Annotated in this window: 18 protein-coding genes and 1 tRNA gene; 15 read left to right on the top strand and 4 right to left on the bottom strand. The window is 45.9% G+C overall.

What is annotated here, in order from left to right; translation table 11 throughout:
• Positions 1–480: 480 nt before the first annotated feature.
• Positions 481–1,038 carry a hypothetical protein gene (locus AC1DFM_RS05295; RefSeq protein ID WP_477075688.1) on the bottom strand — a complete coding sequence of 186 codons (558 nt, stop codon included), beginning with the start codon at positions 1,036–1,038 and terminating at the stop codon, positions 481–483.
• Positions 1,039–1,176: 138 nt separating this feature from the next.
• On the opposite strand from AC1DFM_RS05295, the gene AC1DFM_RS05290 reads away from it, so the two are divergent.
• The 7 genes from AC1DFM_RS05290 (at position 1,177) to AC1DFM_RS05260 (ending at position 7,752) form a co-directional block, all read left to right on the top strand.
• Complete coding sequence (locus AC1DFM_RS05290) at positions 1,177–1,866, top strand: DUF4397 domain-containing protein (protein WP_477075687.1); 690 nt, start codon at positions 1,177–1,179, stop codon at positions 1,864–1,866.
• Between the two features lie 26 nt (positions 1,867–1,892).
• A complete protein-coding gene (locus AC1DFM_RS05285) occupies positions 1,893–2,924 on the top strand; it encodes a glycerophosphodiester phosphodiesterase (protein ID WP_477075686.1) in 1,032 nt (343 codons plus the stop codon).
• A 115-nt stretch (positions 2,925–3,039) separates the two neighbouring features.
• Entirely contained in the window at positions 3,040–3,648 is a 609-nt protein-coding gene (locus tag AC1DFM_RS05280) for an OmpH/Skp family outer membrane protein (protein ID WP_477075685.1), read from the top strand.
• 78 nt (positions 3,649–3,726) lie between these two features.
• The gene (locus tag AC1DFM_RS05275) at positions 3,727–5,151 is read left to right on the top strand and encodes an APC family permease (RefSeq protein WP_477075684.1); all 1,425 of its coding nucleotides are present in this window, start codon (positions 3,727–3,729) and stop codon (positions 5,149–5,151) included.
• A gap of 746 nt (positions 5,152–5,897) precedes the next feature.
• A complete protein-coding gene (locus tag AC1DFM_RS05270) occupies positions 5,898–6,503 on the top strand; it encodes a DUF4254 domain-containing protein (protein WP_477075683.1) in 606 nt (201 codons plus the stop codon).
• 11 nt (positions 6,504–6,514) lie between these two features.
• Positions 6,515–7,552, top strand: coding sequence for a glycosyltransferase family 9 protein (locus tag AC1DFM_RS05265; protein ID WP_477075682.1), 1,038 nt, complete (start codon positions 6,515–6,517; stop codon positions 7,550–7,552).
• A gap of 129 nt (positions 7,553–7,681) precedes the next feature.
• Positions 7,682–7,752 (top strand) — tRNA-Gln (locus AC1DFM_RS05260).
• Between the two features lie 60 nt (positions 7,753–7,812).
• Here the strand turns inward: AC1DFM_RS05260 and AC1DFM_RS05255 are convergent.
• Together AC1DFM_RS05255 and AC1DFM_RS05250 are read right to left on the bottom strand one after the other, a co-directional pair.
• Positions 7,813–8,553: an alpha/beta hydrolase family protein gene (locus tag AC1DFM_RS05255; protein WP_477075681.1), complete on the bottom strand. Its 741-nt coding sequence runs from the start codon at positions 8,551–8,553 to the stop codon at positions 7,813–7,815.
• A 366-nt stretch (positions 8,554–8,919) separates the two neighbouring features.
• Complete coding sequence (locus tag AC1DFM_RS05250; RefSeq protein WP_477075680.1) at positions 8,920–9,984, bottom strand: SDR family oxidoreductase; 1,065 nt, start codon at positions 9,982–9,984, stop codon at positions 8,920–8,922.
• Positions 9,985–10,087: 103 nt separating this feature from the next.
• Between AC1DFM_RS05250 and AC1DFM_RS05245 the strand changes: the two genes are divergently transcribed.
• The 4 genes from AC1DFM_RS05245 (at position 10,088) to AC1DFM_RS05230 (ending at position 15,391) form a co-directional block, all read left to right on the top strand.
• Positions 10,088–10,939 (top strand): helix-turn-helix domain-containing protein, encoded by an 852-nt coding sequence (locus AC1DFM_RS05245; RefSeq protein WP_477075679.1) that lies wholly within the window; start codon positions 10,088–10,090, stop codon positions 10,937–10,939.
• 182 nt (positions 10,940–11,121) lie between these two features.
• The gene (locus tag AC1DFM_RS05240; protein ID WP_477075678.1) at positions 11,122–12,591 is read left to right on the top strand and encodes an RICIN domain-containing protein; all 1,470 of its coding nucleotides are present in this window, start codon (positions 11,122–11,124) and stop codon (positions 12,589–12,591) included.
• 175 nt (positions 12,592–12,766) lie between these two features.
• On the top strand, positions 12,767–13,555 hold the full coding sequence (locus tag AC1DFM_RS05235) for a TerC family protein (protein ID WP_477075677.1): 789 nt from the start codon (positions 12,767–12,769) through the stop codon (positions 13,553–13,555).
• Between the two features lie 360 nt (positions 13,556–13,915).
• Positions 13,916–15,391 (top strand): RICIN domain-containing protein, encoded by a 1,476-nt coding sequence (locus AC1DFM_RS05230; RefSeq protein WP_477075676.1) that lies wholly within the window; start codon positions 13,916–13,918, stop codon positions 15,389–15,391.
• A gap of 303 nt (positions 15,392–15,694) precedes the next feature.
• On the opposite strand, the gene AC1DFM_RS05225 is transcribed toward AC1DFM_RS05230, so the two are convergent.
• Positions 15,695–16,708: a LacI family DNA-binding transcriptional regulator gene (locus AC1DFM_RS05225; RefSeq protein ID WP_477075675.1), complete on the bottom strand. Its 1,014-nt coding sequence runs from the start codon at positions 16,706–16,708 to the stop codon at positions 15,695–15,697.
• A 133-nt stretch (positions 16,709–16,841) separates the two neighbouring features.
• Between AC1DFM_RS05225 and AC1DFM_RS05220 the strand changes: the two genes are divergently transcribed.
• From AC1DFM_RS05220 to AC1DFM_RS05205, 4 genes are read left to right on the top strand one after another with little or no spacing between them, the layout of a single operon-like run.
• Entirely contained in the window at positions 16,842–19,949 is a 3,108-nt protein-coding gene (locus AC1DFM_RS05220) for a SusC/RagA family TonB-linked outer membrane protein (RefSeq protein ID WP_477075674.1), read from the top strand.
• Between the two features lie 19 nt (positions 19,950–19,968).
• The gene (locus AC1DFM_RS05215) at positions 19,969–21,525 is read left to right on the top strand and encodes a SusD/RagB family nutrient-binding outer membrane lipoprotein (protein WP_477075673.1); all 1,557 of its coding nucleotides are present in this window, start codon (positions 19,969–19,971) and stop codon (positions 21,523–21,525) included.
• A 22-nt stretch (positions 21,526–21,547) separates the two neighbouring features.
• Positions 21,548–23,569 carry an alpha/beta hydrolase family protein gene (locus tag AC1DFM_RS05210; protein WP_477075672.1) on the top strand — a complete coding sequence of 674 codons (2,022 nt, stop codon included), beginning with the start codon at positions 21,548–21,550 and terminating at the stop codon, positions 23,567–23,569.
• Between the two features lie 28 nt (positions 23,570–23,597).
• Entirely contained in the window at positions 23,598–25,040 is a 1,443-nt protein-coding gene (locus AC1DFM_RS05205; RefSeq protein WP_477075671.1) for a Gfo/Idh/MocA family protein, read from the top strand.
• The last annotated feature ends 22 nt before the right edge of the window (positions 25,041–25,062 follow it).

Below are 25,062 nucleotides of genomic sequence, written 5' to 3'. Positions count from 1 at the left end.
TTGTTATTTGGCGGAAACCGCATATAAGGGGGTGTTTCTAATGGGGGAGATCCTCTTTTTTTTGTGGTGAATGAATGTATGCGGCGGTATTTATCTCACTAAATAAATACCTGAGACCCGCGGAAACCGCATATAATCGGGTGTTTCCAACAGGAGATACCCGCTTTTTTTTGTGGTGAATGAATGGACGCAGCGGTATTCATCTCACTAAATAAGTATCTTATACCCGCTGTTATTATTGTGCGTAAAATGCTTGCGCAATACATAGAAAAGCGGGTGCTCCCAACCGGAAACACCCGCTATATTTTTGAAGTAAACCAATGGACGTGAAGTATACATCTTCCTGGATCAATATTTATTGCTTGCCGATATCTTCAGGAGCGTATACACTGGGGAAAACAGATGAAAACGGGTGTTGAATAAACACCCGTTTTTGGGGCCAACTCAATGAATGCGCAGTATAGATTTTTCAAATAAAAACTATTGTTTACCGGCGTCTTGTTGCAGGTCTTTTTTATCGTGCTGTAAATCTTTTACATCATGTTTTTTATCTCTTCTTTCCCGGTTTAATTGACGCTTATCCTGTTGAATGTCTTTATTGTCCTGGTTCCGGTCCTGGCGGTCTTTATTCAGATCTTTGTTATCCTGTTGGAGATCTTTTTTGTCGTGATGAATATCGTTGTAGTCATGTTTCAGATCTGCTTTATCCTTTGCGAGGTCTTTGGTATCGCCGTTTTTGCGGTCTTGTGCGATATCTTTTTTGTCTTTGCTGACATCATTGCGATCATGTTGTAAGTCTTTGTGGTTGGCATTGATATCTTTTTTGTCGTGATTGATATCGTTGTTATCCTGTTTTACTTCGTTGCGATCCCGTTTGATATCCTTTTTGGTATTGCTGATATCATGGTTATCATGTTTGATGTCGTTACGGTCGTGGTGGATATCCTGCCGGTCGTGGTTGGCGCGTTTCTGGGCGCTGGTATTCAGGGAAACAAGGCCTAGAATAAGGGCAGGAATCAGGATAGCTGGCATTTTCATTTCGTTGCAGGTTTTTGTTATATGATAAATAAATTGTTTGTGAGAGATAGACGGGGAAGAATAATATTTGTTTAACCGGGGCTCATTAAAAACTAATTAAAACCTATTTTTGATTCCGTAAAAACGAAAGCGGATTTCATGAAATACCTGATTATACCCATTATTATAGGACTGACTTTGCTGGTAGCATGTAAGAAGAACAGCGACAGCGCCGTGCCTGATACGCATGGCCATTTTATGGTGGTTGATGCGTTGCCTAATGGTGTACAGTATGACATCCGGCTGGACGCCATTGCTTTTGCCAGCAATGTGAGCTTTAAAACGGTGACCGGTTATAAATCCTATCGGGCACAAAAGTATAATCTGATTATTACGCCGGCAGGACAGCCGGAGGTAATATTATTTAACAACGGGATTTTTCTGCGGAATAACCGCTACTACACCGCATTCCTGGGAGGAGACAGCTTAAATAAGCCTCTTTTAATTATTTCAGAAGATGATTTGACTCCGGCGCGCGGCGACAGTGCCAAGTTCAGGGTGATTAATTTCAGTCAGGGATTTAAACCAAACAGGACGCCGCTGGGCATGGATATTCTTTCCGGGCAGGGGCCTATCTTTTTTAAAGGATTGACTTTCCCTTCGCGGACTGCTTTTGTATCACTGGCAAGCGACAGCGCTTATGCCATCCGTTTCAATTATGTGGATTCTTCACTGACATTGAGATATCATCCGCTGCAAACGCAAAAGGGTAAGGTGTATACGCTGGTGACAGCTGGTTATCCGCTGGACTCCGCGAGGTTTAATATATTGACAGTACAACATAATTAAGGGGAAGGCATACAAACGTTTGTTATATGAATCAATATAAAAAGATATTTCTTCTTGGTGGAATGGCTATGCTGGGGGCTGTAGCAGCAGGTGCACAGCAGGCAACGGCTCCATACCTGGATGCCTATACGATTCCTTTGAAGAAGAAGAATGCCACTATTGGAAAGGTGTATGATAAGGAGGGAAAGGTAGGTTCAGCGGTGATTCTGGAAGATAAATCCGGATTATTTACCATCAGTGGTAATGAGCTGAAGCTGAAGAAGAAGGCCAGTGTGGCCGGTGATGGAGAAATGGTTTACCCGGTGCGTATAAAAGCGGGCAATGATACTGCCGACTTTCTGTTAGTGGCAGACCAGTTTATCCGTAATAAAGTGATTGCACATCGTGGTGCCTGGAAGCATCATGAAGGCAGTCAGAATAGTTTGACTTCTCTGAAAGATGCTATCAAACTGGGTTGTGAAGGATCTGAATTTGATGTTTGGTTATCGTCTGATGATCAGCTGGTGATATCACATGATCCGGAGATAGGAGGCAGGAAGGTGGAAGAAAGCACCCTGGCGGAGTTGCAAACCGTGCAGTTAAAAAATGGCGACCGGGTACCTACGCTGGAAGAATATATCCATACCATCATGGAGCAGCATAAAACCAGGCTGGTATTGGAGCTGAAACCTTCTGCCAAAGGGAAGGGAGCGCAACTGGCTACGCAGGCAGTAGCCATGGTGCATGCCAAAAAAGCCCAGGCCTGGATGTTTTACATCAGCTTTGATTATAACATCTGTCAAAAAATAAAAGAGCTGGACCCGACTGCTAAAGTTGCTTATCTGAACGGTGATAAGACACCAGCTCAATTGCGGGCTGATGGTATCTGGGGACTGGATTACAACCAGCAGGTATTTAAAAAAGATGCGCAACTGATTGCCAACGCGCGCCAGCAACAGGTAACCACCAATGCGTGGACGGTTGATCAACCGGAAGTAATGGATGCGTTATTGAAAGATGGGATTGATTTTATTACCACCAATGAGCCGGAAGTGCTGTTGCAGAAGGTAAAACACTAATATTAGTTAAATCCTAGCTAAAAAAGTTGATCGGAATATGAAAATCCGGTAAAAACCTTATTTTAGCCGTTCCATTTTAAAAATGTACTAAAGAAGCACAAATCCACCTATTAACATGCGCACTCGTAAACAATTAGTGACAAAAGGATTATTAGCGGCATTAGCAGCCGGATTATTGATGTCTTGCCAGGGAAATAAAGCTGGTAACAGTACACCAGCCACGCCAGCAGCAGGTAACAGTACTCCGGCAGCAGCAAGTTTTAAAATTGCGTATGTAGATCTGGATTCACTGGAAGCGCATTTCGAGTATTTTAAAGAAAAGAGGGCGTTATTGGAGCAGAAGCAAGAGCAGATGGACAATCAGCTGAAAGGCAAGGCCCGGGCTTTACAGGCAGAGTATGAAGATCTGCAACGTAAAGCGTCTACACTTACGCAGGAGCAGGGTGAGGCAGCACAACGCAGTCTGATGGCTAAAAAGCAACAGCTGGATCAGGAAGCGCAGAACCTGGGTGCTTCTTATACAGAGCAGCAAACCAAGTTTAACGAGGAGTTGCAGAAAAAACTGGACGATTTCCTGAAATCTTTCAATGCAGACAAACGTTACGCTTATATATTCTCTTACCGCAGCAACGCGAGCAACATCCTGTATAAAGATCCGGCTTATGATGTCACAACGGATGTTATTAAGGGAATGAATGAGAGTGGTGTGGGGGCGTCAAAATAAGCGCATAAAACCTTCGAAATTTTTTCTACCTTATAGTCCCGGTTCATAAAGGAACCGGGATTTTTTATAAATAACAATATGGAAATCAACCAAACTCAATCTTTCAAGCCATCCCTGGGGCTGTTAGATGCCACCATGATCGTAGCCGGTTCCATGATTGGTTCCGGTATTTTTATTGTAACAGCCGAAATAGCCCGTAGTGTAGGCGGTGCTGGCTGGATTACTGCCATGTGGGTATTGGCGGGCGTGGTTACCCTGATTGCCGCGCTCAGTTACGGAGAATTATCCGGTATGTATCCCAAAGCCGGTGGGCAGTATGTTTATTTGCGGGAGGCCTACAATCCATTTATTGCTTTCTTATTTGGCTGGACTCAGTTCGGCGTTATCCAAACGGGTACTATTGCTGCGGTGGCGGTGGCTTTTGCCAAGTTTACCGCTTATCTTATTCCCGGGTTCAGTGAAAAGAATATTTTGTTAGATGCAGGTATCGTGCAGATTTCCGCGGCACAAATTGTGGCCATTGTGTCTATTATCTTACTAACGTTTATCAATACACGTGGTGTACATCATGGTAAACTGATACAAACGGTGTTTACGCTGGCGAAGCTGCTATCTTTATTTGGCCTGATTATTTTCGGGTTTGCGGTGGGAGCTAAGCAGGAAATCTGGCAGGCTAACTGGCAGCATGCCTGGGATGCGGCGTCTGTTACATCGCTGAATGGGGATATTGTAACAGCAGGGTTATCCGGTCTGGCGTTAATGGGGGCGATTGCTGTTTCCATGAAGGGGTCATTGTTTTCCAGCGATGCCTGGAATAATGTGACTTTCATAGCAGGGGAAATTAAGAACCCGGCTAAAAATATTGGTCGTTCTCTTTTCCTGGGTACATTGATTGTAACGATTATTTATGTGAGTTGTAATCTGATGTATCTGGCAGTATTGCCGTTGAATGAAATTGCTTTTGCTGCCAACGACCGTGTAGGGGTGGCTGCAGCGGCAAAGATCTTTGGGTCGAGTGGTGCGATAATTATTGCGGTGATGATTATGATTTCCACTTTTGGCTGCAATAATGGGTTAATCTTATCAGGTGCGCGGATTTATTATACCATGGCACAAGATAAATTGTTTTTCAAAAAAGCGGGTGAATTAAACAAGCATAGTGTACCTGCATATGGATTATGGATACAATGTGCCTGGGCGTCTATGCTGTGTTTGACGGGTCGGTACAATGATTTGCTGGCGCTGGTGATATTCGGGGTATTGATATTTTATGTGCTGACCATTTTGGGTATTTTTATTTTAAGGCGTAAGCGTCCGGAGATAGAAAGGCCTTACAAAGCTTTCGGATATCCGCTACTGCCGCTGATTTATATCATTGTGGCTTTGTCGCTTGCAGCGTTATTGCTGGTATTTGAGAGTAAGTTTACGATACCTGGTCTTGGCATCATTTTGTTGGGTATTCCGCTCTATTACATTGCCATGGCGCGTCAGCCGAAGGCTTGATTCAGCTAAATTGGACAAGAAAATATAAGATTTACAACGAACGTTGTATAAAAAAGAGTGGCCACTGCAGTGCATACTGCAGTGGCCACTCTTAATTTGCACTAAGACAAACGGACAACGTGATGTCTGCCAACAGAACCCTAATAATTTAGAAAACCCAGTAGTAATAGAGAATATTTAAACAAAAGGAATTGTCAACATAAGCATAGGAGGTCCCATAAAGCTAGTGGTAAGAGGCCACTCCCATTTATGAAATTTAATGTCTGTGATCCGGCCCTGTAATTTGTGATTTGGATTTTGTTAACAATTGCAGCGATTAGTTATTTTTTATTTATACCCTCAAAAAACGTATATCCATTAGAGTGAGTGATTTTTACTTCGTTCAAACAATATTCAAACAATATAAACAGTCAATAAAGATATTATTGCCAACAAGTGGTGTATTGCATCATCATTTTAGGGTAAAAAGGAAATTAAGGTGGTATAACCTTGACGGCATCTCAACCCCAAGATAACCATTAAAAGCCTTCACGATTTGCATTCTCGAACATTCACATGACAATCTTTTACAATAAGCGTATGGTTTCTACCATGCGCTTCTTTTTTGAGCTGAAGGCAGAAAGCAAAAAGCAAAAAGCTATTGTAGCGAGTGACAGGAGCGAATACCAGGCTTGTTATCCGCTACAATAGCTTTTTGCTTTCTGCTTTCAGCTATTGAAAATGGCTGTTTTTTGTACCTTCGCGGCATGTTTACACAATTGTGCAATAAGATATTTAACCAAAGTATCGCGGCCTACCACGAGCATAACGATGTGCATCAGGCCATTTCCAATCCTTATGAAAAGAGCAGCATAGAGCACCTGCTTTTCCTGAAAAACTGGATAGACACGGTGCAATGGCACCTGGAAGATATTATCCGTGATCCACAAATAGACCCGGTAGAAGCCCTGGGCATTAAGCGTTGGATAGACCGTTCCAACCAGGAGCGCACCGATGTGGTGGAGTATATCGACAGCTATTTCCTGGAAAAGTACAGCAAAGTAGTACCAGTGGCAGCAGCCAGCATTAATACGGAGAGTCCGGCGTGGGCGATAGATCGTTTGTCTATCCTGGCGCTGAAGATTTATCATATGCAGGAGGAGGCCAATCGTGCTGATGCTACACCGGAGCACCGGGCAGCCTGTCAGACGAAACTGAATATTCTGCTGGATCAGCAACAGGATCTGGGAACTGCGATAGAGGCGTTACTGGCAGATATTGAAGCAGGTAAAAAGTTTATGAAGGTATATAAGCAGATGAAAATGTATAATGATCCTTCTCTGAACCCTGTTTTATACAAAACTGAAAAATAAAGCTGCAATCATTGGGCACTGTTAAAACGATACTGGTTACCCGGTTGTCGGCCATGGGCGACGTAGCCATGACCATCCCTGTGATGAAGCAGGTGCTGGAGGATAATCCGGAAGTGGAGATTGTTTTTGTGACCAACCGGAACTGGGGTGCTTTGTGTGCCAACATTCCCCGGCTAACCTTTTTCCCGGCAGATGTAAAGGGCGCACATAAAGGCGTAAAGGGTTTATACCGTTTATTCCGGGAAGTAAAGAAGGCGCATCGTATCCATGCGGTAGCCGATTTGCATAATGTATTGCGGTCAAAGATTATACGCACCTTTTTCCGGCTTACGGGTACACCAGTAGCCGCGATAGATAAAGGTCGCGCCGCCAAAAAGGCATTGACAAGGAAGGAGGATAAAGTACTACAGCCGCTTACCAGCACTATTGAACGTTATGCTGTGGTTTTCCGGCAGTTGGGCCTGCGCTGTGAAATGGGCCATAAACCCGTTTTCCAGCCCCGTGCTTTAACGGAATCCATTACGGCGGTCACTGGTGCGAAAAGTGCCGAAAAGTGGGTGGGAATGGCTCCTTTTGCCACTTATCGGGAAAAGATGTATCCACTGGAGAAAATGTCGGAGGTACTGGCGCTATTACTGCAGGAACCACATCATCGGGTATTGCTGATGGGAGGGGGGAAGCAGGAAGTAGCTTTGTTAACGGAATTGCAGGCTAAATACCCACAAACCATATTGATAGCAGGACGTTTTGCGCTGGCAGAAGAAATGGCCATTATCAGCCAGCTGGATGTGATGATCAGCATGGATTCTGCCAACATGCACCTGGCCTCTCTGTTTGGGGTACCGGTGGTATCTGTTTGGGGCGCTACGCATCCTTTTGCGGGTTTTATGGGTTACGCACAATCGGCCGATAATGCCGTGCAAATCGATGATCTTAGCTGCCGGCCCTGCTCTGTTTTTGGGAATAAGCCCTGTTTCAGAGGAGACCACGCCTGTATGGAATGGATAAAGCCTGAACAGATAAGCGAAAAAGTAAATAAGTTGGCTTGATCATCCAGGTGAGAGCCGTTCATAATGCTTGACTGTGGCGGATTGCAAAGAATATTTAAAAAATATTGCAAGTTTTTTTTGCAGAAATAAAAAAAGTTATACTTTTGCCATCCCAAACAACAAGGGTATTGCCCAATAGTATAATGGTAGTACAGCAGATTTTGGTTCTGCTTGTCTTGGTTCGAATCCAGGTTGGGCAACTACTAAAAACGAGATGGAAATTATTTCCATCTCGTTTTTTTTTATCCGGGAGCAAATCATCATTTAATGATTTCACCTGCCAGCCACCTTCGCCAATCTGCCGCTACTTTGTCCCAGTTGAAAATATCGTAATCAATACTGCCATCTTTTTTTAGCGGAAAATAGTTGTGTTCAGTACCTATATACGTTTTAAAGGTGAAGTTTTTGCGTCCTGTGCTGATGGTCTCCACTCTTAAATAATCATTAAATGGTGCGCTGGCATCTTTTGAACCATATGTTACTAAAACAGGAATTTTTAGCATCTTAAGATAGTTAATTGGTGGAATGGAAAACTGCCAGGTTGTTTTATTAGGATCACCTGATAATGCTTCCATACTTTCCGGATGCGCCGCAATATTTTCCCAGTTATTGATAACTGTTTCTGCGTTGCTCACACTATTCGTTTCTGTCTGCCTGCTGCGCTCAATAATAGTCATTATCCGCCCCATCGGATTACCTGCAGAATATATTAATGCAGTAACGGCAGGCGTCATTATGGCCAACTTAGCAGCAATGGTACTCCCTTCTGAATGTCCGGCTACAATGAGTTGCTTTTTTGATACCCAGCTTTGTTTTTGTAAAAAGAGCAATACCTGTTTATTTCTGTCAACATAATATTCCAACAGATTTCGTTCAACATATTTTCGCGGGTATTTCCCTGTATTATCAGTGTAAGTCAAATCGCTGTTCAATAGATTCTGATTTATCATCAATGGAACATATGGCTTGCTAATAATAACCAGATGATATTGCTCACTCAAACTATCAGCGTTAAACGGAAATACACTATAAATTCCATTGTCTTTACTGGTATCATACACAATGATTAATGGGATAGGTAAGCTGCCCTGACAGAAAAGGAATAATGGTTTCTTTTTTGTTTCTTCTCCTTTTTTAGATTTTATTAAGATGTCAACAGTATCTCCTTTGAAAGTTGTTTGCAGATGTCTGAATCCATAATGTGTGGGAGGATTGTTTTGCCCATGTATCAGGGATGGAAAAATGATGAGTATTAAACAGGTGATCCCGTTTCTTAAAATAGCAGGGTTCATGCGATGCGTATAGGTGTTAGTAATATCCATTTGACCGGATGTTCCGGTTAAATGGGTATCTAAAAATAAAACTACTTACGGAATCACCTTCATCTTCTTAAAATTGTCGAAAATTTCCATAAACATCACTTCCGTATCCACGAACTCGTTAAACCCTGCCCGCCGGGCTTTGGAGCCATCGACAAAAAAGTCGTAGTCCCACGAAAATACGAAGTCCCCAAATTTCCACGACGACACTTCTTCATAGCTATATTGTAATCCATATTTCTCCATCATGCTGTTCCATAATGGTGCTTTATCCGCCATTACTTCTGCCAGTGGTATAGGCAGCGGATCTGCTACTTCCATATCAAAATAGCGGGCAATGCGTGGCCACAGATCGGACCAGCGAAACAGATCACCGTTGTTGATGTTGAAGGCGTTGTTGGCGCCGGCATCGCTGGTAGCGGCCCAGGTAGTGGCTTTGGCGAGTAGGTTGGCATCCGTCATTTCCATCAGGGTATGATAAGCGCCAGGTTTACCAGGAAAACGGAGGGGAATTCCCAGTTCTTTGGAAATAGCCGCATATACTGCAATCACCATGGCGAGGTTCATGGGATTACCGAGTGCAAATCCACCTACTACGGAAGGCCGTATGGCAGACCAGGTCCAGGATTGGCCGCGTTGCTTATTTTCCAGGAAGTGTTGTTGCGACATATTGAATTCCGGCGGCATAAAGGTGCCGGCATCGGATTCCCGGGCAGGTGTTTTAAATGGGCCGAGGTGGGCGCCGTATACTTTGTAGCCCTGCATAAGGCTGATATGCTGCAGTTGCGTAGCGATAGGCGTTACGACGTTGACCACATTTTGCAGCATGGTCATATTTGGAGCTACCAGTCCTGCCCAGGTGGGGGCGTCCTGGTAGGCGGCATAAAATATATGCGTTACCGTGGTAAGATGACCGAGTTTTTTTTGGGTGTCTTCTTCGCTCATCAGGTCCACTGCGATGTGTGTTACAAGAGGGCTATCTTCGCCGCATCTTCTCGATAAACCGATGATATCCCATTGCTGCTGCGCTTCCAGGTAAGCGGATAAATTACGTCCTATTACGCCCTGTGCGCCTACTATCAGCGCTACTTTCCGATTATTATGCTGTTTCATATTACTGTTGTATTTTTAGTATTGATTTTGATAACACAAAGATCGCGGGCCGGGGATTCACCGGACTTGTACATCGCGGGGGATAATTGGTATATTTCAACGAATGAAGAGATACATACAACTGGAGTACCTGAAAGTGTCGCATTTTACGGCTACGGAGTGGCAGCATCCTGTGCATAACCACAATCATTTTGAATTGATTTTTATTCATCGGGGAAATGGTACGCATACTATATCGGGTGTGGAGTATCCTTATAACGGGCCTTGTCTTTTTCTGCTGGCGCCTTGCGATGCCCATCATTTCAACATCACTTCCGCTACTACCTTTACCTTCATTAAGTTTACCAATGTATATCTCCAGGGCAGTGGGCATATGCGGTTAGAGCAACGCTGGAACCAGGAGCTGGACCGGTTATTACTACAGGCTCGGGAGCAGCGAATATTCACCACGGCCGCAGTGGGTATGGAGCCGTTGGTGCAGTTGATCAGCAGTGAATGGAAGGCGGCAGCCGGAGAAAACAATGAAACCATTTTTTTCCTGCTGCAGGCATTATTTACTAAAATTAAAAAGGCTGCCAGCGAAGCGTTACCGGAAGCGGCTACTGCGGGTGGTGCGCGGGTGACGGCCATTCTCCATCATATTCACGAACATATTCACGAAACCGATGAAGTGCAGATAGAGCAGCTGGCGGCTATTTTCGGTTATTCCAAACATTATCTTGGCGCTTTTTTTAAAGAGCAAACCGGTAGTACCCTGCGGGAATATGTGAATCAATATAAACTGCATTTACTGGAGAACAGGTTACACTACAGCGCTTTTTCCTTAAAAGAAATTAGYCATGAACTGGGATTCAATGACCAGAGTCACCTGAATAAGTTTTTCCGGAAGTATCATGGGATCAGCCCTTCCGCTTATCGTGGGCAGGTGCAGGCTTCTCCGGAAACGCGCCACTGAAGCGGGCACGACAGTTGAATTGTCTTACTAATTTCACTTTTATAAGAATACTAATTTACCCCCTGTTTTAAACGATTTACTCCCCCGGTGTACGATCGGAACACCCCTATATTGCCGGCGTTATTCCACAGAAAGCTGATATTATTAACCCTCGATTTTTCACGTTTAAAAAGTAATTCACCATGAATCGATTACTATTCTATTTCCCGTTGGTCGTCCTTTTTGCTGGCTGTACTAAGAACCTGAAAGAAAATTTAGTCACCAAAATCCCCGGAGAAAAAGCCGTGGTAGCCAATTCGGAGCTATTAGCAGCCACCTCGGATTTCAAGGGAATGAATTGGGCCGATCCGGCAGATAATTTCAAAGATGATTGGGTGGTACCCAGCGGGCTGAGTTCATCAGACAGCTACGCTACTACCGCCACCAAAGCGATTAATATTGTGAATGCCTTCAAGCAAAGGGGCGCCAATACTATTCGTATCCCCATTAATCCACCTACAGCTTCCCAGGCCTGGTGGAATAGTTACATAGGTGCTATTGATACGGCGGCTAATAGTGGCATGAAAGTAATCATCGCTTATTGGGAGGCCGCCAGCTCCCGCGATGGAGTAGTGGACAATTTAACGCAGTTCTGGGCTATGTGGCAAACTGTGGTTAACAGATACAGTGGCAATGGCAACGTTTATTTCGAGGTATTTAATGAACCTCACGGGTATAGCCTGGCTAACCTGAATAACCTCTATGCAGACTGGCTTACACATTATCCAAACGTACCTAAAAACCGCATCCTGCTGGATGGTGCCGGGTTCGCCACAGATGTCAATGGTGTAGGGGCAGACAGCCGGTTTAGTTCCTGTTTGTTGTCTTTCCATGACTACACCTGGTTTGATAATACCAAACATACCAGCGCGGATTGGGAAACAGCGATCAACGCACTTGCTTACCCCGACAGAACCGTAGTCACTGAATTTGGTATTCCCATGACCACCGGTGTGGATTATCTGGCTGCACCGGGCACCAATGGAGATGCTACTTACTATCAGGGGATGACTAACGGTATCCATAACCGTGGAATTGGCTGCGTGTATTGGCCGGGGTTAAGAGACGGCGACTATTATGCCGTAACAGCACTCAGCGGTGGTTCCGTTACTACGACCAATGCTTCTGGTCTGGCCCGTCTGCAGTATGCGTGGGGAATAACCAACATTACGCAACCTGCCGCTACGTTTGATGGTAATGCCTGGTATAAGATGATTTGTTCCTCAAGTGGCAAAGCGGTGGATGTGTATAACAGCTCCACCAGCAACGGCGGAACTATTGACCAGTGGGCTTATTGGGGTGGTAATAACCAGCAGTGGAAAATGAGTGACCTGGGCAGCGGAAAATTTGCTATTACCAATCGTAACAGTAATAAATCACTGGATACACCCTCCAATAACGGCGGTACTGGTATTATTCAGTGGGATTACTGGGGTGGTGTTAATCAGCAATGGAATGTAGTGGATATAGGTTTTGGTTATTACCAGGTGATGAATGTAAGTAGTGGAATGTCGTTGGATGTAAACGGGGCTTCTTCTGCCAATGGTGCTGCTGTTATTCAATGGTATTGGAATGCTGGTGGAAATCAGCAATGGCAGATAGTGAAGTTATAAGAAAATCTATCAGCTTTCCGGAATAGCAAAAAGCATAAAGCCGAAAGCAAAAAGCTATTGCGCGGATAATCACTCGCTATAATAGCTTTTTGCTTTCGGCTTTATGCTTTTTGCTATAAAAAAAGGAAGTATCTTACGGTTTACACATGTAACAACCTATAGATAACTGTCAATTATGGAACACCTGCTCACCGTAGATGCGCTGATTAGTCTTTTGACGCTGACCGTACTGGAAATAGTATTGGGGATCGATAACATTGTATTTATTTCCATTTTGGCGGGGAAGCTGCCGTTGGAAAAGCAAAAGAAGGCGCGCCGTCTGGGATTGGGGCTGGCCATGTTTGTCCGCGTTTTATTACTGCTTTCCATTAGCTGGATCATGTCATTGACCAAACCGTTGTTTAATGTAGGGGAGTGGATAGGATTGCAAAATCCGGACTGGCTGGAGAAGTCTGCTATCTCCGGCAGAGATCTTATTTTGCTGATTGGTGGGTTGTTCCTGATTTATAAAAGTACGGCCGAAATTCACGAGAAACTGGAAGGAGGAGAACATGGAAATGCCAATGCGAAAGCATTAGGATTCGGGCAGGTGATTGTACAAATCTTATTACTGGATATTGTGTTTTCGCTGGACTCTGTGATTACAGCAGTGGGTATGGCAGATCATGTGGAAATTATGATTGCAGCGGTAGTGATTGCCGTAGGTGTGATGATGCTGGCATCTGAATCCATCAGTCATTTTGTGAACAAGCACCCTACGGTAAAAATGCTGGCGTTGTCGTTCCTGTTACTGATTGGTGTGTCATTGATTGCAGAGAGCTTTGATCAGCATATTCCTAAAGGATATATTTATTTTGCGATGGCATTTTCCGTATTCATAGAAGTACTCAACCTCAAAATGAGAGCACGTTCGGAAAAGCCGGTAAAGCTCCATCAGCCCGAATTTCCGGATAGTGAACAATAAGGTATTTATCTTCCGGAAAACTACATAATAACGGGAAGGGGTATACGTTTATTTTCGTATACTGCTTTCCCAGACAATCAATTTCCCGGGAAGGATAATTTTTTCCAGGATACTTAATATGTATTAGTCCTTCAGCTTATCGGGCAGGCGCAGGCTTCTCCGGAAATGGGCTACTGAAGCGACCCCGCAGTTAAATTGTCTTATTAATTTCACTTTTACAAGAATACTAATTTACCCCCTGTTTTAAACGATTTACTCCCCCAGGGTACGATCGGAACACCTCTATATTGCCGGCGTTATTCCACAGAAAGCTGATTTTTTTATTAACCCTCCATTTTTCACGTTTAAAAGTAATTCATCATGAAACGATTACTATTCTATTTGCTGTTGGTCGTCCTTTTTGCTGGCTGTACTAAGAACCTGAAAGAAAATATAGTCGCAAAAATACCAGGAGAAAAGACCATGATAGCCAAGTCGGAGCTACTAACGGCTTCCTCGGACTTCAAGGGCATGAACTGGGCCGATCCGGCAAATAATTTCAATGACAATGCGTTGGTAATCAGCGGGCTGAATTCGTCGGACAGCTATGCTACTACCGCCGCCAAAGCGATTAATATTGTGAATGCCTTTAAAGTTAGAGGTGCCAATACTATTCGTATTCCCATTAACCCACCTACTACCTCCAGCGCCTGGTGGAATAGTTACGTAGGCGCTATTGATACCGCAGCCAATAGTGGTATGAAAGTCATCATCGCTTATTGGGAAGCGTACAGCTCCCAGGATGGAACAGTGGACAATTTAACGCAATTCTGGGCCATGTGGCAAGCCGTGGTTAACAGATACAGTGGCAATGATAACGTTTTTTTCGAGGTATTTAATGAGCCTCACGGGTATAGCCTGGCTAACCTGAACAACCTTTATGCAGACTGGCTCTCGCATTATCCGAATGTACCCAGAAACCGCATCATGCTGGATGGGGCCGGGTATGCAGGAGATGTTAACGGCGTGGGCGCAGATAGCCGGTTTAGTTCCTGTTTATTGTCTTTCCACGACTACACCTGGTTTGAACCGGACAAACACACGAGCGCCGAGTGGGAAACAGCCATCAATGCACTGGCTTACCCCGACAGAACCGTAGTCACCGAATTTGGAGTTCCTATGACCACCACCCCCAGTGTGGATTACCTGGCAGCACCAGGCACCAATGTCGATGCTACTTATTATCAGGGGATGACCAATGGTATCCGTAACCGTGGCATAGGCTGCGTGTATTGGCCAGGGTTATGTACCGGTGATTATTATTCGATAACGGCCATTAATGGTGGTACCGTTACTACTACCAATACTTCCGGTCTGACCCGCCTGCAGTATGCATGGGGACTGACAAACGTTACCCAACCTGCTGCTACCTTTGATGGTAATGCCTGGTATAAGATGATTTGTTCGCTGAGCGGCAAAGCGGTGGATGTGTATAACAGCTCCACCAGCAACGGCGGAACCATTAACCAGTGGGCTTATTGGGGTGGTAATAACCAGCAGTGGAAAATGACTGACCTGGGCAGCGGAAACTTTGCTATTACCAACCGTAACAGTAATAAATCACTGGATACTCCCTCCAATAATGGCGGTACTGGTATTATTCAGTGGGATTACTGGGGTGGTGTAAATCAGCAATGGAACATCATAGATATAGGTTTTGGCTATTATCGGGTGATGAATGTAAGTAGTGGAATGGCGTTGGATGTAAATGGCGCTTCCACTGCCAATGGCGCCAGTATCATTCAATGGTATTGGAATGCCGGTGGTAACCAGCAATGGCAAATTGAGAAGTTATAAAAGAACAATTTAGTTTTCAGGAATAACAAAAGGCATAAAGCCGAAAGCAAAAAGCTATGATAGCGGATCATCACTCGCGACAATAGCTTTTTGCCTTCGGCTTTATGCTTTCTGCTATTAAAAAAGGAGCGTATTGCGGTTTGCACCTGTGTGAAGCTAAATAATAACGGAAAAGGGTATACGGTAGAAATTACGAATTACAAATTACGAATTACGGATTTGTGAGAAGATAGTAAACGCGAATATCACCTTCGCTTATATCTTCTCACAAATCCGTAATTCGTAATTTGTAATTCGTAATTTCTACCGTATGCTGCTTTCCCGGATAATTAATTTTCCGGGCAGGATAATTTCTTCGGGGATAAAATTTTTCTTTTTGATATGATTCAGTAGCAGCTGGCAACTTCTTTTTCCTATCTCAAAAGCTGGTTCTGCTATAGTAGTAAGGGAGGGAGAGATGATAGCCGATACAGGGTCGTTGGTAAAACCGATTACCCCCACTTCTTTCCCTACCGCGATATTCTTTTTCTTTAGTGTGAGTATGGCGCCTACCGCTTTGCGGTCGTTTACCGCAAACACCGCATCTGGCTTATCATTCAGCTTCCATAGTTGTTCCATATCATTTTCACCACATTCCTGCGTAAATCCGGAATGTATCCGCCATTTTTTGCGAACGGGTAATTTATGTTTATGCAGCGCGTCCAGATAACCGTTCAAGCGGCTGGTGGTAAAGGTGAGGCCTTCCGGCCCTGCGATGTGCGCAATTTTCGTATAGCCGTTGGCGATCAGGTGTTCGGTAGCTTCAAAAGCGCCGTTGTAGTCATCCTGCATTACTTTAGAAGTAGGAATGTTGGCGGCTACCCGGTCGAAAAATACCACGGGAATACCGTCGTCAATGATTTCCTGAAAATGATCACAGGAATCTGCCTGTGAAGAAACCGATGCCAGCAGGCCATCCAGGCTGCTGAAAGAAAGATTCCGGATGATATTCAGCTCTCGCCCGGCATCATCGTTGGTAACGTATAAAATAATGTTGTAGCCGTGGCTATACGCCACTTCCTGTATGCCCGTGAATACCGTAGAGAAATAATAATTCGTGATGCCGGGTAAAATCACTGCCAGGTTATGGGTACTGTTTTTTACCAATCCCGTAGCGTTGAAGTTAGGCTTGTAATTTAAGGTGGTAGCCATTTCCAGCACCAGCTTCCGGGTGTCTGCACTTACATCATACGTATCTCTCAATGCCCGGGAAACGGTGGACACAGAAATGTTTAACGCATGAGCAATATCTTTTATAGTAGCATAGTGTCGGCGCATTCTTCTTCAGGTGGTTGTGATAAATATAGTGAATCGGTAACGTTCTCGGTGATATTTCTTAACAAAGATCTGATCCCGTGTATTTTAGATTTAATAAATACCAACCAGGATCACTAATAAACTTCATAACGTTATGAGAAGTTGTACCAGCTATAAGCTACACCTGTACTTTCTGTCGATGATTATTTTTATCATGCCGTGGCAATTGTCTGCACAAAATCAAATATCTCTTAAAGGCGTAATACGTGATGCCGCTACCAGAGCGCCACTGCCAGGTGTGAATGTGAATGTAAAAGGAACTTCCCGTGGCGTTAGTTCGGATGCCAATGGAACCTTTAGTATCAGTGCCACTTCCGGCGCCGTACTGGTGTTTACGTATGTGGGGTATGACAAACAAGAAGTAGTAGTGCATGACCAACAAACACTTGACATTTCCCTGAAACAAAGTGCTACGGGTTTGAATGAAGTGGTAGTCACCGCGCTGGGTATTGAGCGTAAAACCCGCTCCCTGGGCTATTCTACACAGCAGCTAAATAATGCGGCCATTAATACCGTAAAAGATCCCAGTGCTAATATCATGAATACACTGAGTGGTAAGGTTGCCGGCGTGGTAATAACACCGGCGGCTTCCGGCCCTGGTGGCGCAGTGCGGGTAGTATTACGTGGTAATCGTTCTATTGCCGGTAATAATAACGCGTTGATTGTGGTAGATGGGGTACCCATTGATAATACGATGTCTACCGAACCTCGCGGTGGTGGCTCTGCCAATGCGGTGTCTACCCAGCCCAAGGGAATCAGCAGCAGCTATTCCGGTAGTGATGGCGCGGCCAGTATCAATCCGCAGGATGTGGAGTCCATGAATATCCTAAAAGGCCCTGCGGCAGCGGCGTTGTATGGGAGTCGCGCGGCAAATGGAGCGATCATTATCACTACCAAAAGTGGTAAAACCGGAAAGCTACAGGTGAACTACAATGGTGGTGCCTCTTTAGATCAGCCTAATTTGCTGATGAAATTTCAGAACACTTATGGCGGTGGCAGCCAGGGGCAGGCAGGTTCGCAGGCTGCGGCCAGCTGGGGAGCTAAAGCCACTACTTATCCGGATAATGTGCGGAGCTTTTTTACCAATGGCAGCACCATCAATAATTCCATCGATATTTCCGGCGGTAGCGAAAAGTTGCGGGGGTACGCTTCCTATACCAACAATATCAGCAATGGTATTATTCGTAATAACCGGCTGGATAGAAATACGCTGAATTTGCGTGTAAGCGCCGACGTATTGCCCCGCTTAACGGCCGATGTAAAGCTCACTTATATGAGCCAGGATATCAAGCACAAGCCACGTTTGGGCGATCAGGGCGTAGCCAATGAAGCCTATATGATGCCGCGTGATTTGAGTAAGGATTCGCTAAAGCGTTTTGAGGCAATTGATGCAACAGGGCAACCATATCCACTTTACTGGACCACCTCTACCATCTTCCAGAATCCTTACTGGGATGTGTACCGCAATACGTTAAACGAATCCCGCAATCGTATTATGCTGGTGGGTGCTGCGAAATACCGGCTCACCGATTGGCTGAACCTGCAGGCAAGATATAGCCTTGACCGTTATGATGATAAAATCACCGCCGCGTATTACAATGGTACTACGGCATTTCCGGTGCAGCCGGGTGGACGTTACCAGGAAGCCTTTGTGAATCATTGGGAGCGCAATATGGATGTGTTGTTATCCGGTACCAACAAATTATCCGGTGATTTCCATGTGAGCTATAATGCCGGCGCCAGCGTGCTCACCAGTCGCGGCTACAATTCACAGGCATTAGCCAATGGGCTGAGTATTCCTAATCGTTTTAACCTGATGTTTGCTTCGGCGCCAGCTACTACCAATACTACCATTGAAAGGGAAATACAATCGGTATATGCCAATGCGCAACTGGATTTCAGGCAGTACCTCTACCTGGATGTGAGTGCGCGTAACGACTGGTCTTCTACTTTACCAAGTCCATACAGCTATTTTTATCCTTCTGCAGGCTTATCTGCTGTATTGTCTGATATGATGAAGATGCCTGCCTGGATTACGTTTGGTAAGGTGCGTGCGGCGTATACACAGGTGGGTAATGATGCAGATCCTTACCAGTTGTTGCAGCCCTATTATTATGTGCAAGGCGCCGGTAAAGGATTTGTATATCGCGGTAGCACCAAATCCATTCATAACCTGAAGCCGGAACAAACCAAATCGTATGAAGTCGGCCTGGAGTGGAAGTTCCTGGGTGGCCGTCTGGGACTGGATGCCACGGTGTATAAAAACAATACCATCAATCAGTTGTTGCCAGTGGGCTTGCCGCAGGCCAGCGGATTTGACGACCAGTACATCAATGCCGGTAATGTGGAAAACCGCGGGCTGGAGCTGATGTTGAATGGTACACCGGTACAAGGAAAAGATTTTACCTGGAATACCAGCGTGAACTTCGCTACCAATAAAAATAAAATTCTGTACCTGACAGATAAGGTAACGCAAACGGCGTTGTCTTCTTCTCCGAACTTTGCCACAGTGCAGGTAAGAACGGGTGGCAGCTATGGAGATATGTATGGATATGCGTGGGCGAAAGACCCTAAAACCGGCCAGTACCTGATTGGTACGGATGGTTTACCACAGGTCGCGCAAAACCAGTACCTGGGCAACTTTAATCCCAGGTTTACATTAGGATGGAGCAACCAGTTGCAATATAAAAAGTTCAGCATGTCGTTTTTATTAGATGGACGTGTAGGCGGTACTGTTATATCCGGTACCGATGCCATGATAGCGGCTTATGGCGTAGCGGATTATACCACTGCTTATCGTGATGGTGGCTGGGTATTGCCGGGTGTACATGCAGATGGTTCGGCAAATACTACTGCGATTGATGCGGAAAAATTCTGGACTAAAGTCTCTCAGGGTGGCCGTGACGGATGGGGGCAGTTCTTCGCTTTCAGCGCTACTAATTTCCGATTGAGGGAATTATCTGTTGGATACGACTTTGATGTATCACATAGTTTGATTAAGCGGGCGCGCTTGTCTGTTACGGGGCGCAATCTCTTCTTCCTGTACAGAGGAAAAGCACAGCTGGATATACCGGGAATGGCTAAACGTACTTTGCCGGTAGATCCGGAGTCCGCCGTGGGAACCAGCAATTACCAGGGGGTGGAAGCGGGCCTGCCGCCTGCAGTACGCAGCTTTGGTCTGAATTTGAACGTATCGTTTTAGTTATTAAAAAACACCTGTCATGAAAAAGCAAATGAGATATATACTTCCGCTGGCGCTGACGGTTATGCTGGGCAGCTGCACCAAGAATTTTGATGCCATGAATACCGACCCGTCGGCATTAACGGGGGTAGGCAAAGGAGAGCTGCCGTTTATGTTTGCGAGAGCGGAATCATCTGCGGGCATTAGCCAGAGCTATTATCAAACGGTACAGAATCTCTACGTCGATTTATATGCACAATATTTTGCATTGAGCACTACCAGTTTTCAAACGGATCGTTATGTGATTAATGATGGCTGGTTGCCGCGTCCCGGCATTATTGCGTATGTGCAAACGGTACCGCAGTTGCGTACCATCTTTGAAAACACCCCCGAGAATTCCGGCGAGTATGCGTTGGCAGAAATCATGTGGGTATATGCGTTTCATCACCTTACTGATTACTTTGGGCCGGTAGCGTATTTTGATGCTGGTAAAGCACAGGATGTAATTGCATATGACGCGCAGGATAAAATTTACGACGACTTTTTCAAGCGCCTGGATCATGCGGTGAAGAGTCTGAAAGCGGGAAGTGTTACCAATGTATTTGGGAGCTATGATATTATTTACCAGGGAGATGTGCAACAGTGGATTCGTTTTGCCAATACCCTCCGTTTGCGTTTAGCGTTGCGTATCTCCAAAGTGCAGCCAGAGCGCGCTAAAACAGAAGCAGAAGCTGCGGTGATTGCAGGTGTAATGACAGCCGTTTCACATACAGCTATGATGAAAAAATCATTAAACGGCAATGATGGCAATGGTTTGGCGCGGGTGGCTTCCTACAATGAGTTCAGCATGAGTGCTACTATGGCCTCTTACCTGAAAGGCTATAATGATCCGCGTATGAGTGTTTTCTTTCAACCGGCAGCCAACGGCGGTACTTTCAGAGGGGTGCGTAATGGTTCTCCGGCGGTGGCGCTAAATAACCCGTTGAATCAGCCGGCGCAGACTTCGAATGTTGGCAGTTATTGGGTATCTTATAATGCCTTAAATAAATCCTGGAATCCATTACTGGAGGCCTCCAAGCACGTGATGATGGCCGCAGAGGCTTATTTCCTCCGGGCAGAGGGCGCTTTGAACGGCTGGAATATGGATGGCAACGCGAAAGACCTGTACGAAAAAGGTATTGCTGTGAGCATGGAAAACTGGGGTATAAAAGATGCCACTATCGTAGCTGCCTATACGAATTCTACCGCGGTGCCGGCAGCACCGGGTGATGTGGAGAATTCGCCTGCGGTAGCCGATATACCGGTTAAATTCGGTACCGCCATAGCGGTACAAAGACAACAGATTGGCACGCAGAAATGGCTGGCTATTTATCCGGATGGACTGGAAGGCTGGGCGGAATTCCGCCGTAGTGGCTTCCCGGTGATGTACCCGGTGGTGCAATCAGACAATCCTGATTTGCCGGCAGGTACTTTCATTAAGCGTTTGCCTTATCCTTCAACGGAAGCTATCAATAACGGCATTGAACTGAAAAAAGGTATACAGTTACTGGGTGGCGCGGATAATGCCGCAACGCGCCTATGGTGGGATGTGGATTGATCACTTTTAAAATCAGGAACACTTGAAATATTTCTTTCTCATTGGTATGGTATTGTCCTCACTATTCTTTTCTCCGCAGGGGCCGTTGCCGAAAGTTTTTTCCGGCGATCGCACAGACATCCTGCAGCAACAGCTCCGGCAACAGGCAGCTACTGCTTTTCAGCGGCAAGTACTGCCTGGCACCGCAGCTGAATGGGAGCAGCAGCGTCAGCAACTGCGGGCGGCCATCCTGCGCTCCAGCGGGGCGGTGATAGATCATGCGCTGCCCCTGGATGTAAAAGAAACCGGTCGCACGCAGCAGCAGGGCTACAGTATCAGGAATATTTATTTTCAAACACGTCCGGGGGTATATGCAACCGCCAATGTATATATCCCGGATGGCAAAGGGCCGTTTCCCGCCGTAGTAAATATGCACGGCCACTGGAAAGACGGCCGTATGGGGGAAACCGTGCGCGGTGTGTCGCAAACACTCGCGATGAATGGGTACGTGTGTTTATCAGCAGATGCCTGGGGCGCCGGTGAAAGAACCACCGTTGCCGGTGTAGCAGAATACCACGGCGCCAACCTGGGCGCATCGCTGATGAATACCGGCAACACCTTATTGGGAATGCAGCTCACCGATAATATGCGGGGCGTGGATCTCCTATGCAGTATGCCGGAAGTAGACAAGGAACGTATAGGCGCTACCGGTGCCAGCGGAGGAGGCAATCAAACGATGTGGCTAACGGCAATGGATGAACGGATTAAGGCATCCGTGCCCGTGGTGAGTGTTGGCACTTTTGAATCGTATATCCTGAACAGCAATTGTGTATGTGAGTTGTTGCCCGGCGGATTAACGTATACAGAAGAAGCGGGCGTACTTTCACTGGTGGCGCCGCGGGCGTTAAAAATATGCAATGCACTGAATGATAATAATAAGGCATTTGCGCCATCGGAAATGTTGCGCAGCTACAAAAATGCCGGCGCTGTTTATGATCTGTTGCGCGCCCATCAACAGCTGAGCTATCAGCTGTTCAATACTACGCATGGTTACTGGCCGGAAATAAGAGAAGCTATGTTGGGCTGGATGGACCTGTATTTAAAAGGTACGGGCACCGGTGCACCGAAGAAGGAAGCGCCTTTTGAATTACTCCCTCCTGCACAACTACTCACGTTCCCGGATGCAAAAAGACCGGATGTAGTGATGAGTACGGCCGCCTGGTGCCGGCAGCAAGGACATTCATTGCCGCCTACCACTCCTGTGAATGTAACAGAGAAGAGAAATGCACTGAAGCAACTGTTAGGCCTCAACGAAAACAGGGCTATTAAAACGACGCATAGCTATTCGCCGGAACAGGGGTGGAAACGAATGGCCATCGAAGCAACGGATGGGTCGTTAATACCGCTACTGCTGCGCGCGCCAGCCGATCCGAATAAAGGATTTGTGGTAGTAACGCATCCCGGTGGGAAAGACAGTATCGCTGCTTCCCTATTGCATGAATTAACGAACAGCGGTAGTGGTGTGGTGCTGGTGGACCTATGGGGCACGGGAGAACAAAGTTCCGCGATGGCTACCACTGTAGATGGTGCATTGCCGCCCTTTCATACGCTGGCCCGTTCTGCGTTGTGGCTGGGCGCCACGGTGCAGGGCAAGTGGGTCAATGATCTGCAACTCATCTTACAATATTTGCAAACACAATATGGGAATGTTCGTATATGGCTCAACGGTAGTAAGGAAGCTGGCGTGGCATGTTTACTAACAGCTGCATTGGGCAACCGTATAGCAGCGGTAACGCTGGAGAATAGCCCGGTTAGCTATCGGTTTGATGAACGTGAGGGCATCGACTTTTTCAGCATGGCGGTGCATATCCCTGGATTTATAGTATGGGGAGATATGTCCCTGGCAGCGGCATTGAGTGGAACACAAGTCGTGTTTCATGGGCCTGTGAGTATGAGTGGTCGCGCTATCAGTGGTGAAGAACTGGATAGTTACAAAAATACTTTTAACACACAGCGGAAGCAATGCAAACAGGCCGGTGAAACGGTGATGGTGGCTGGTCGTTAGCAAAATATATCATCCGAAAAACACGTACATGAAAAATAATCGCAGAAACTTTTTAAAACTTTTGGGGCTTGCAGGGGCTGGAGTTACCGGTAGTGCGCTATTACCCGGCGCCCTCACCGCACAGGAAAAAGCTGGTAAGGCGCTGGATCAGATCCGTAAGCAGGCGGGCCGTAAGTACAAGCAGCAGTTTAACATGAGTGGTTATGCCGCGCCTAAAATAGATACGGTGCGCATTGGCTACATTGGTTTGGGAAATCGAGGATCAGCCGCGGTAGAGCGGATTACTTATCTGCAGGGCATTGAAATAAAAGCGTTGTGTGATATCCGTCCGGAGATGGTTGCGAAAACGCAAGAGCGTATTAAAGGCGCCGGATATAACCCTCACGTATATACGGACTCTGCGGATGCCTGGAAGCAACTTTGCGAGCGCGATGACATAGATCTGGTATATATTGCTACGCCCTGGGATTTGCATACGCCTATTGCATTGTATGCCATGTTGCATGGTAAGCATGTGGCCACGGAAATTCCCGCTGCCGTTACCGTGGAAGAATGCTGGCAACTGGTGGAGACTTCTGAAAAAACCAGGAAACATTGCGTATTGCTGGAAAACTGCTGTTACGATTTCTTTGAGCTACTTACGCTGAATATGGCGCGACAAGGATTTTTCGGAGATATTGTACACTGTGAGGGCGCCTATATCCACGATATTTTACCGAGCCTTTTCGATAAAAAAGCACGTTATGATTTATGGCGACTCAAACAAAATGCGCATCGCAACGGCAACCTGTATCCTACGCATGGACTGGGGCCGGTATGTCAGGTACTGGACGTAAATCGTGGCGATAGCATGGAATATTTGGTGTCTATGCAAAGCAATGATTTTATGATGCATGACCTGGCGGTTACTTCCACTGAAAAGGACGATGCCTTTAAACCTTATGTGGGCGCTCATTTCCGAGGCAATATGAATACCACTACTATTCGTACCCGGAAGGGACGTACCATTATGTTACAGCACGATGTCACCTCTCCGCGGGTATATTCCCGTCTTCACCTGGTGAGTGGTACCAAAGCCACTGCGCAGAAGTATCCGTTGGAGCCGAGAATTGCCACCAGCCATGAAGGCTGGATTACGCCGGAAGCTTTTAAGCAGCTCGAAGAAAAGTATACGCCGTTGCTGATAAAAAAAATAGGCGAAATGGCGAAACAAGTAGGCGGCCATGGTGGGATGGATTTCCTGATGGACTGGCGATTGATAGATTGCCTTCGCAATGGTTTGCCTGTGGATATTGATGTATACGATGCCGCCGCCTGGAGTGCTATTGGTCCGCTGAGTGAATGGTCTGTGGCTAATCGTTCTGCGTCCATTGATATCCCCGATTTTACAAATGGCTCCTGGAAAACCAATAAGCCCATAGACATTTCTTTACAGCAGGGTGGTACCACTGGTGTAAAGGGCAAAAAATAATCATCTCCCGAAAAACAATTAT

The sequence above is a fragment of the Chitinophaga sp. 05T412 genome (genome assembly GCF_056396465.1).
Note: the sequence above shows the minus strand (reverse complement) of the source record. Positions and strands in the feature narration are given on the sequence as shown.

Bases quoted from the DNA above. Each gene is read 5' to 3' on its own strand.
- AC1DFM_RS05220 (WP_477075674.1), top strand. From the start codon at position 16,842: ATGAGAAGTTGTACCAGCTATAAGCTACACCTGTACTTTCTGTCGATG.
- AC1DFM_RS05240 (WP_477075678.1), top strand. From the start codon at position 11,122: ATGAATCGATTACTATTCTATTTCCCGTTGGTCGTCCTTTTTGCTGGC.
- AC1DFM_RS05275 (WP_477075684.1), top strand. From the start codon at position 3,727: ATGGAAATCAACCAAACTCAATCTTTCAAGCCATCCCTGGGGCTGTTA.
- AC1DFM_RS05215 (WP_477075673.1), top strand. From the start codon at position 19,969: ATGAAAAAGCAAATGAGATATATACTTCCGCTGGCGCTGACGGTTATG.
- AC1DFM_RS05205 (WP_477075671.1), top strand. From the start codon at position 23,598: ATGAAAAATAATCGCAGAAACTTTTTAAAACTTTTGGGGCTTGCAGGG.
- AC1DFM_RS05235 (WP_477075677.1), top strand. From the start codon at position 12,767: ATGGAACACCTGCTCACCGTAGATGCGCTGATTAGTCTTTTGACGCTG.
- AC1DFM_RS05250 (WP_477075680.1), bottom strand. From the start codon at position 9,984: ATGAAACAGCATAATAATCGGAAAGTAGCGCTGATAGTAGGCGCACAG.
- AC1DFM_RS05285 (WP_477075686.1), top strand. From the start codon at position 1,893: ATGAATCAATATAAAAAGATATTTCTTCTTGGTGGAATGGCTATGCTG.
- AC1DFM_RS05225 (WP_477075675.1), bottom strand. From the start codon at position 16,708: ATGCGCCGACACTATGCTACTATAAAAGATATTGCTCATGCGTTAAAC.
- AC1DFM_RS05280 (WP_477075685.1), top strand. From the start codon at position 3,040: ATGCGCACTCGTAAACAATTAGTGACAAAAGGATTATTAGCGGCATTA.
- AC1DFM_RS05295 (WP_477075688.1), bottom strand. From the start codon at position 1,038: ATGAAAATGCCAGCTATCCTGATTCCTGCCCTTATTCTAGGCCTTGTT.
- AC1DFM_RS05230 (WP_477075676.1), top strand. From the start codon at position 13,916: ATGAAACGATTACTATTCTATTTGCTGTTGGTCGTCCTTTTTGCTGGC.
- AC1DFM_RS05290 (WP_477075687.1), top strand. From the start codon at position 1,177: ATGAAATACCTGATTATACCCATTATTATAGGACTGACTTTGCTGGTA.
- AC1DFM_RS05270 (WP_477075683.1), top strand. From the start codon at position 5,898: ATGTTTACACAATTGTGCAATAAGATATTTAACCAAAGTATCGCGGCC.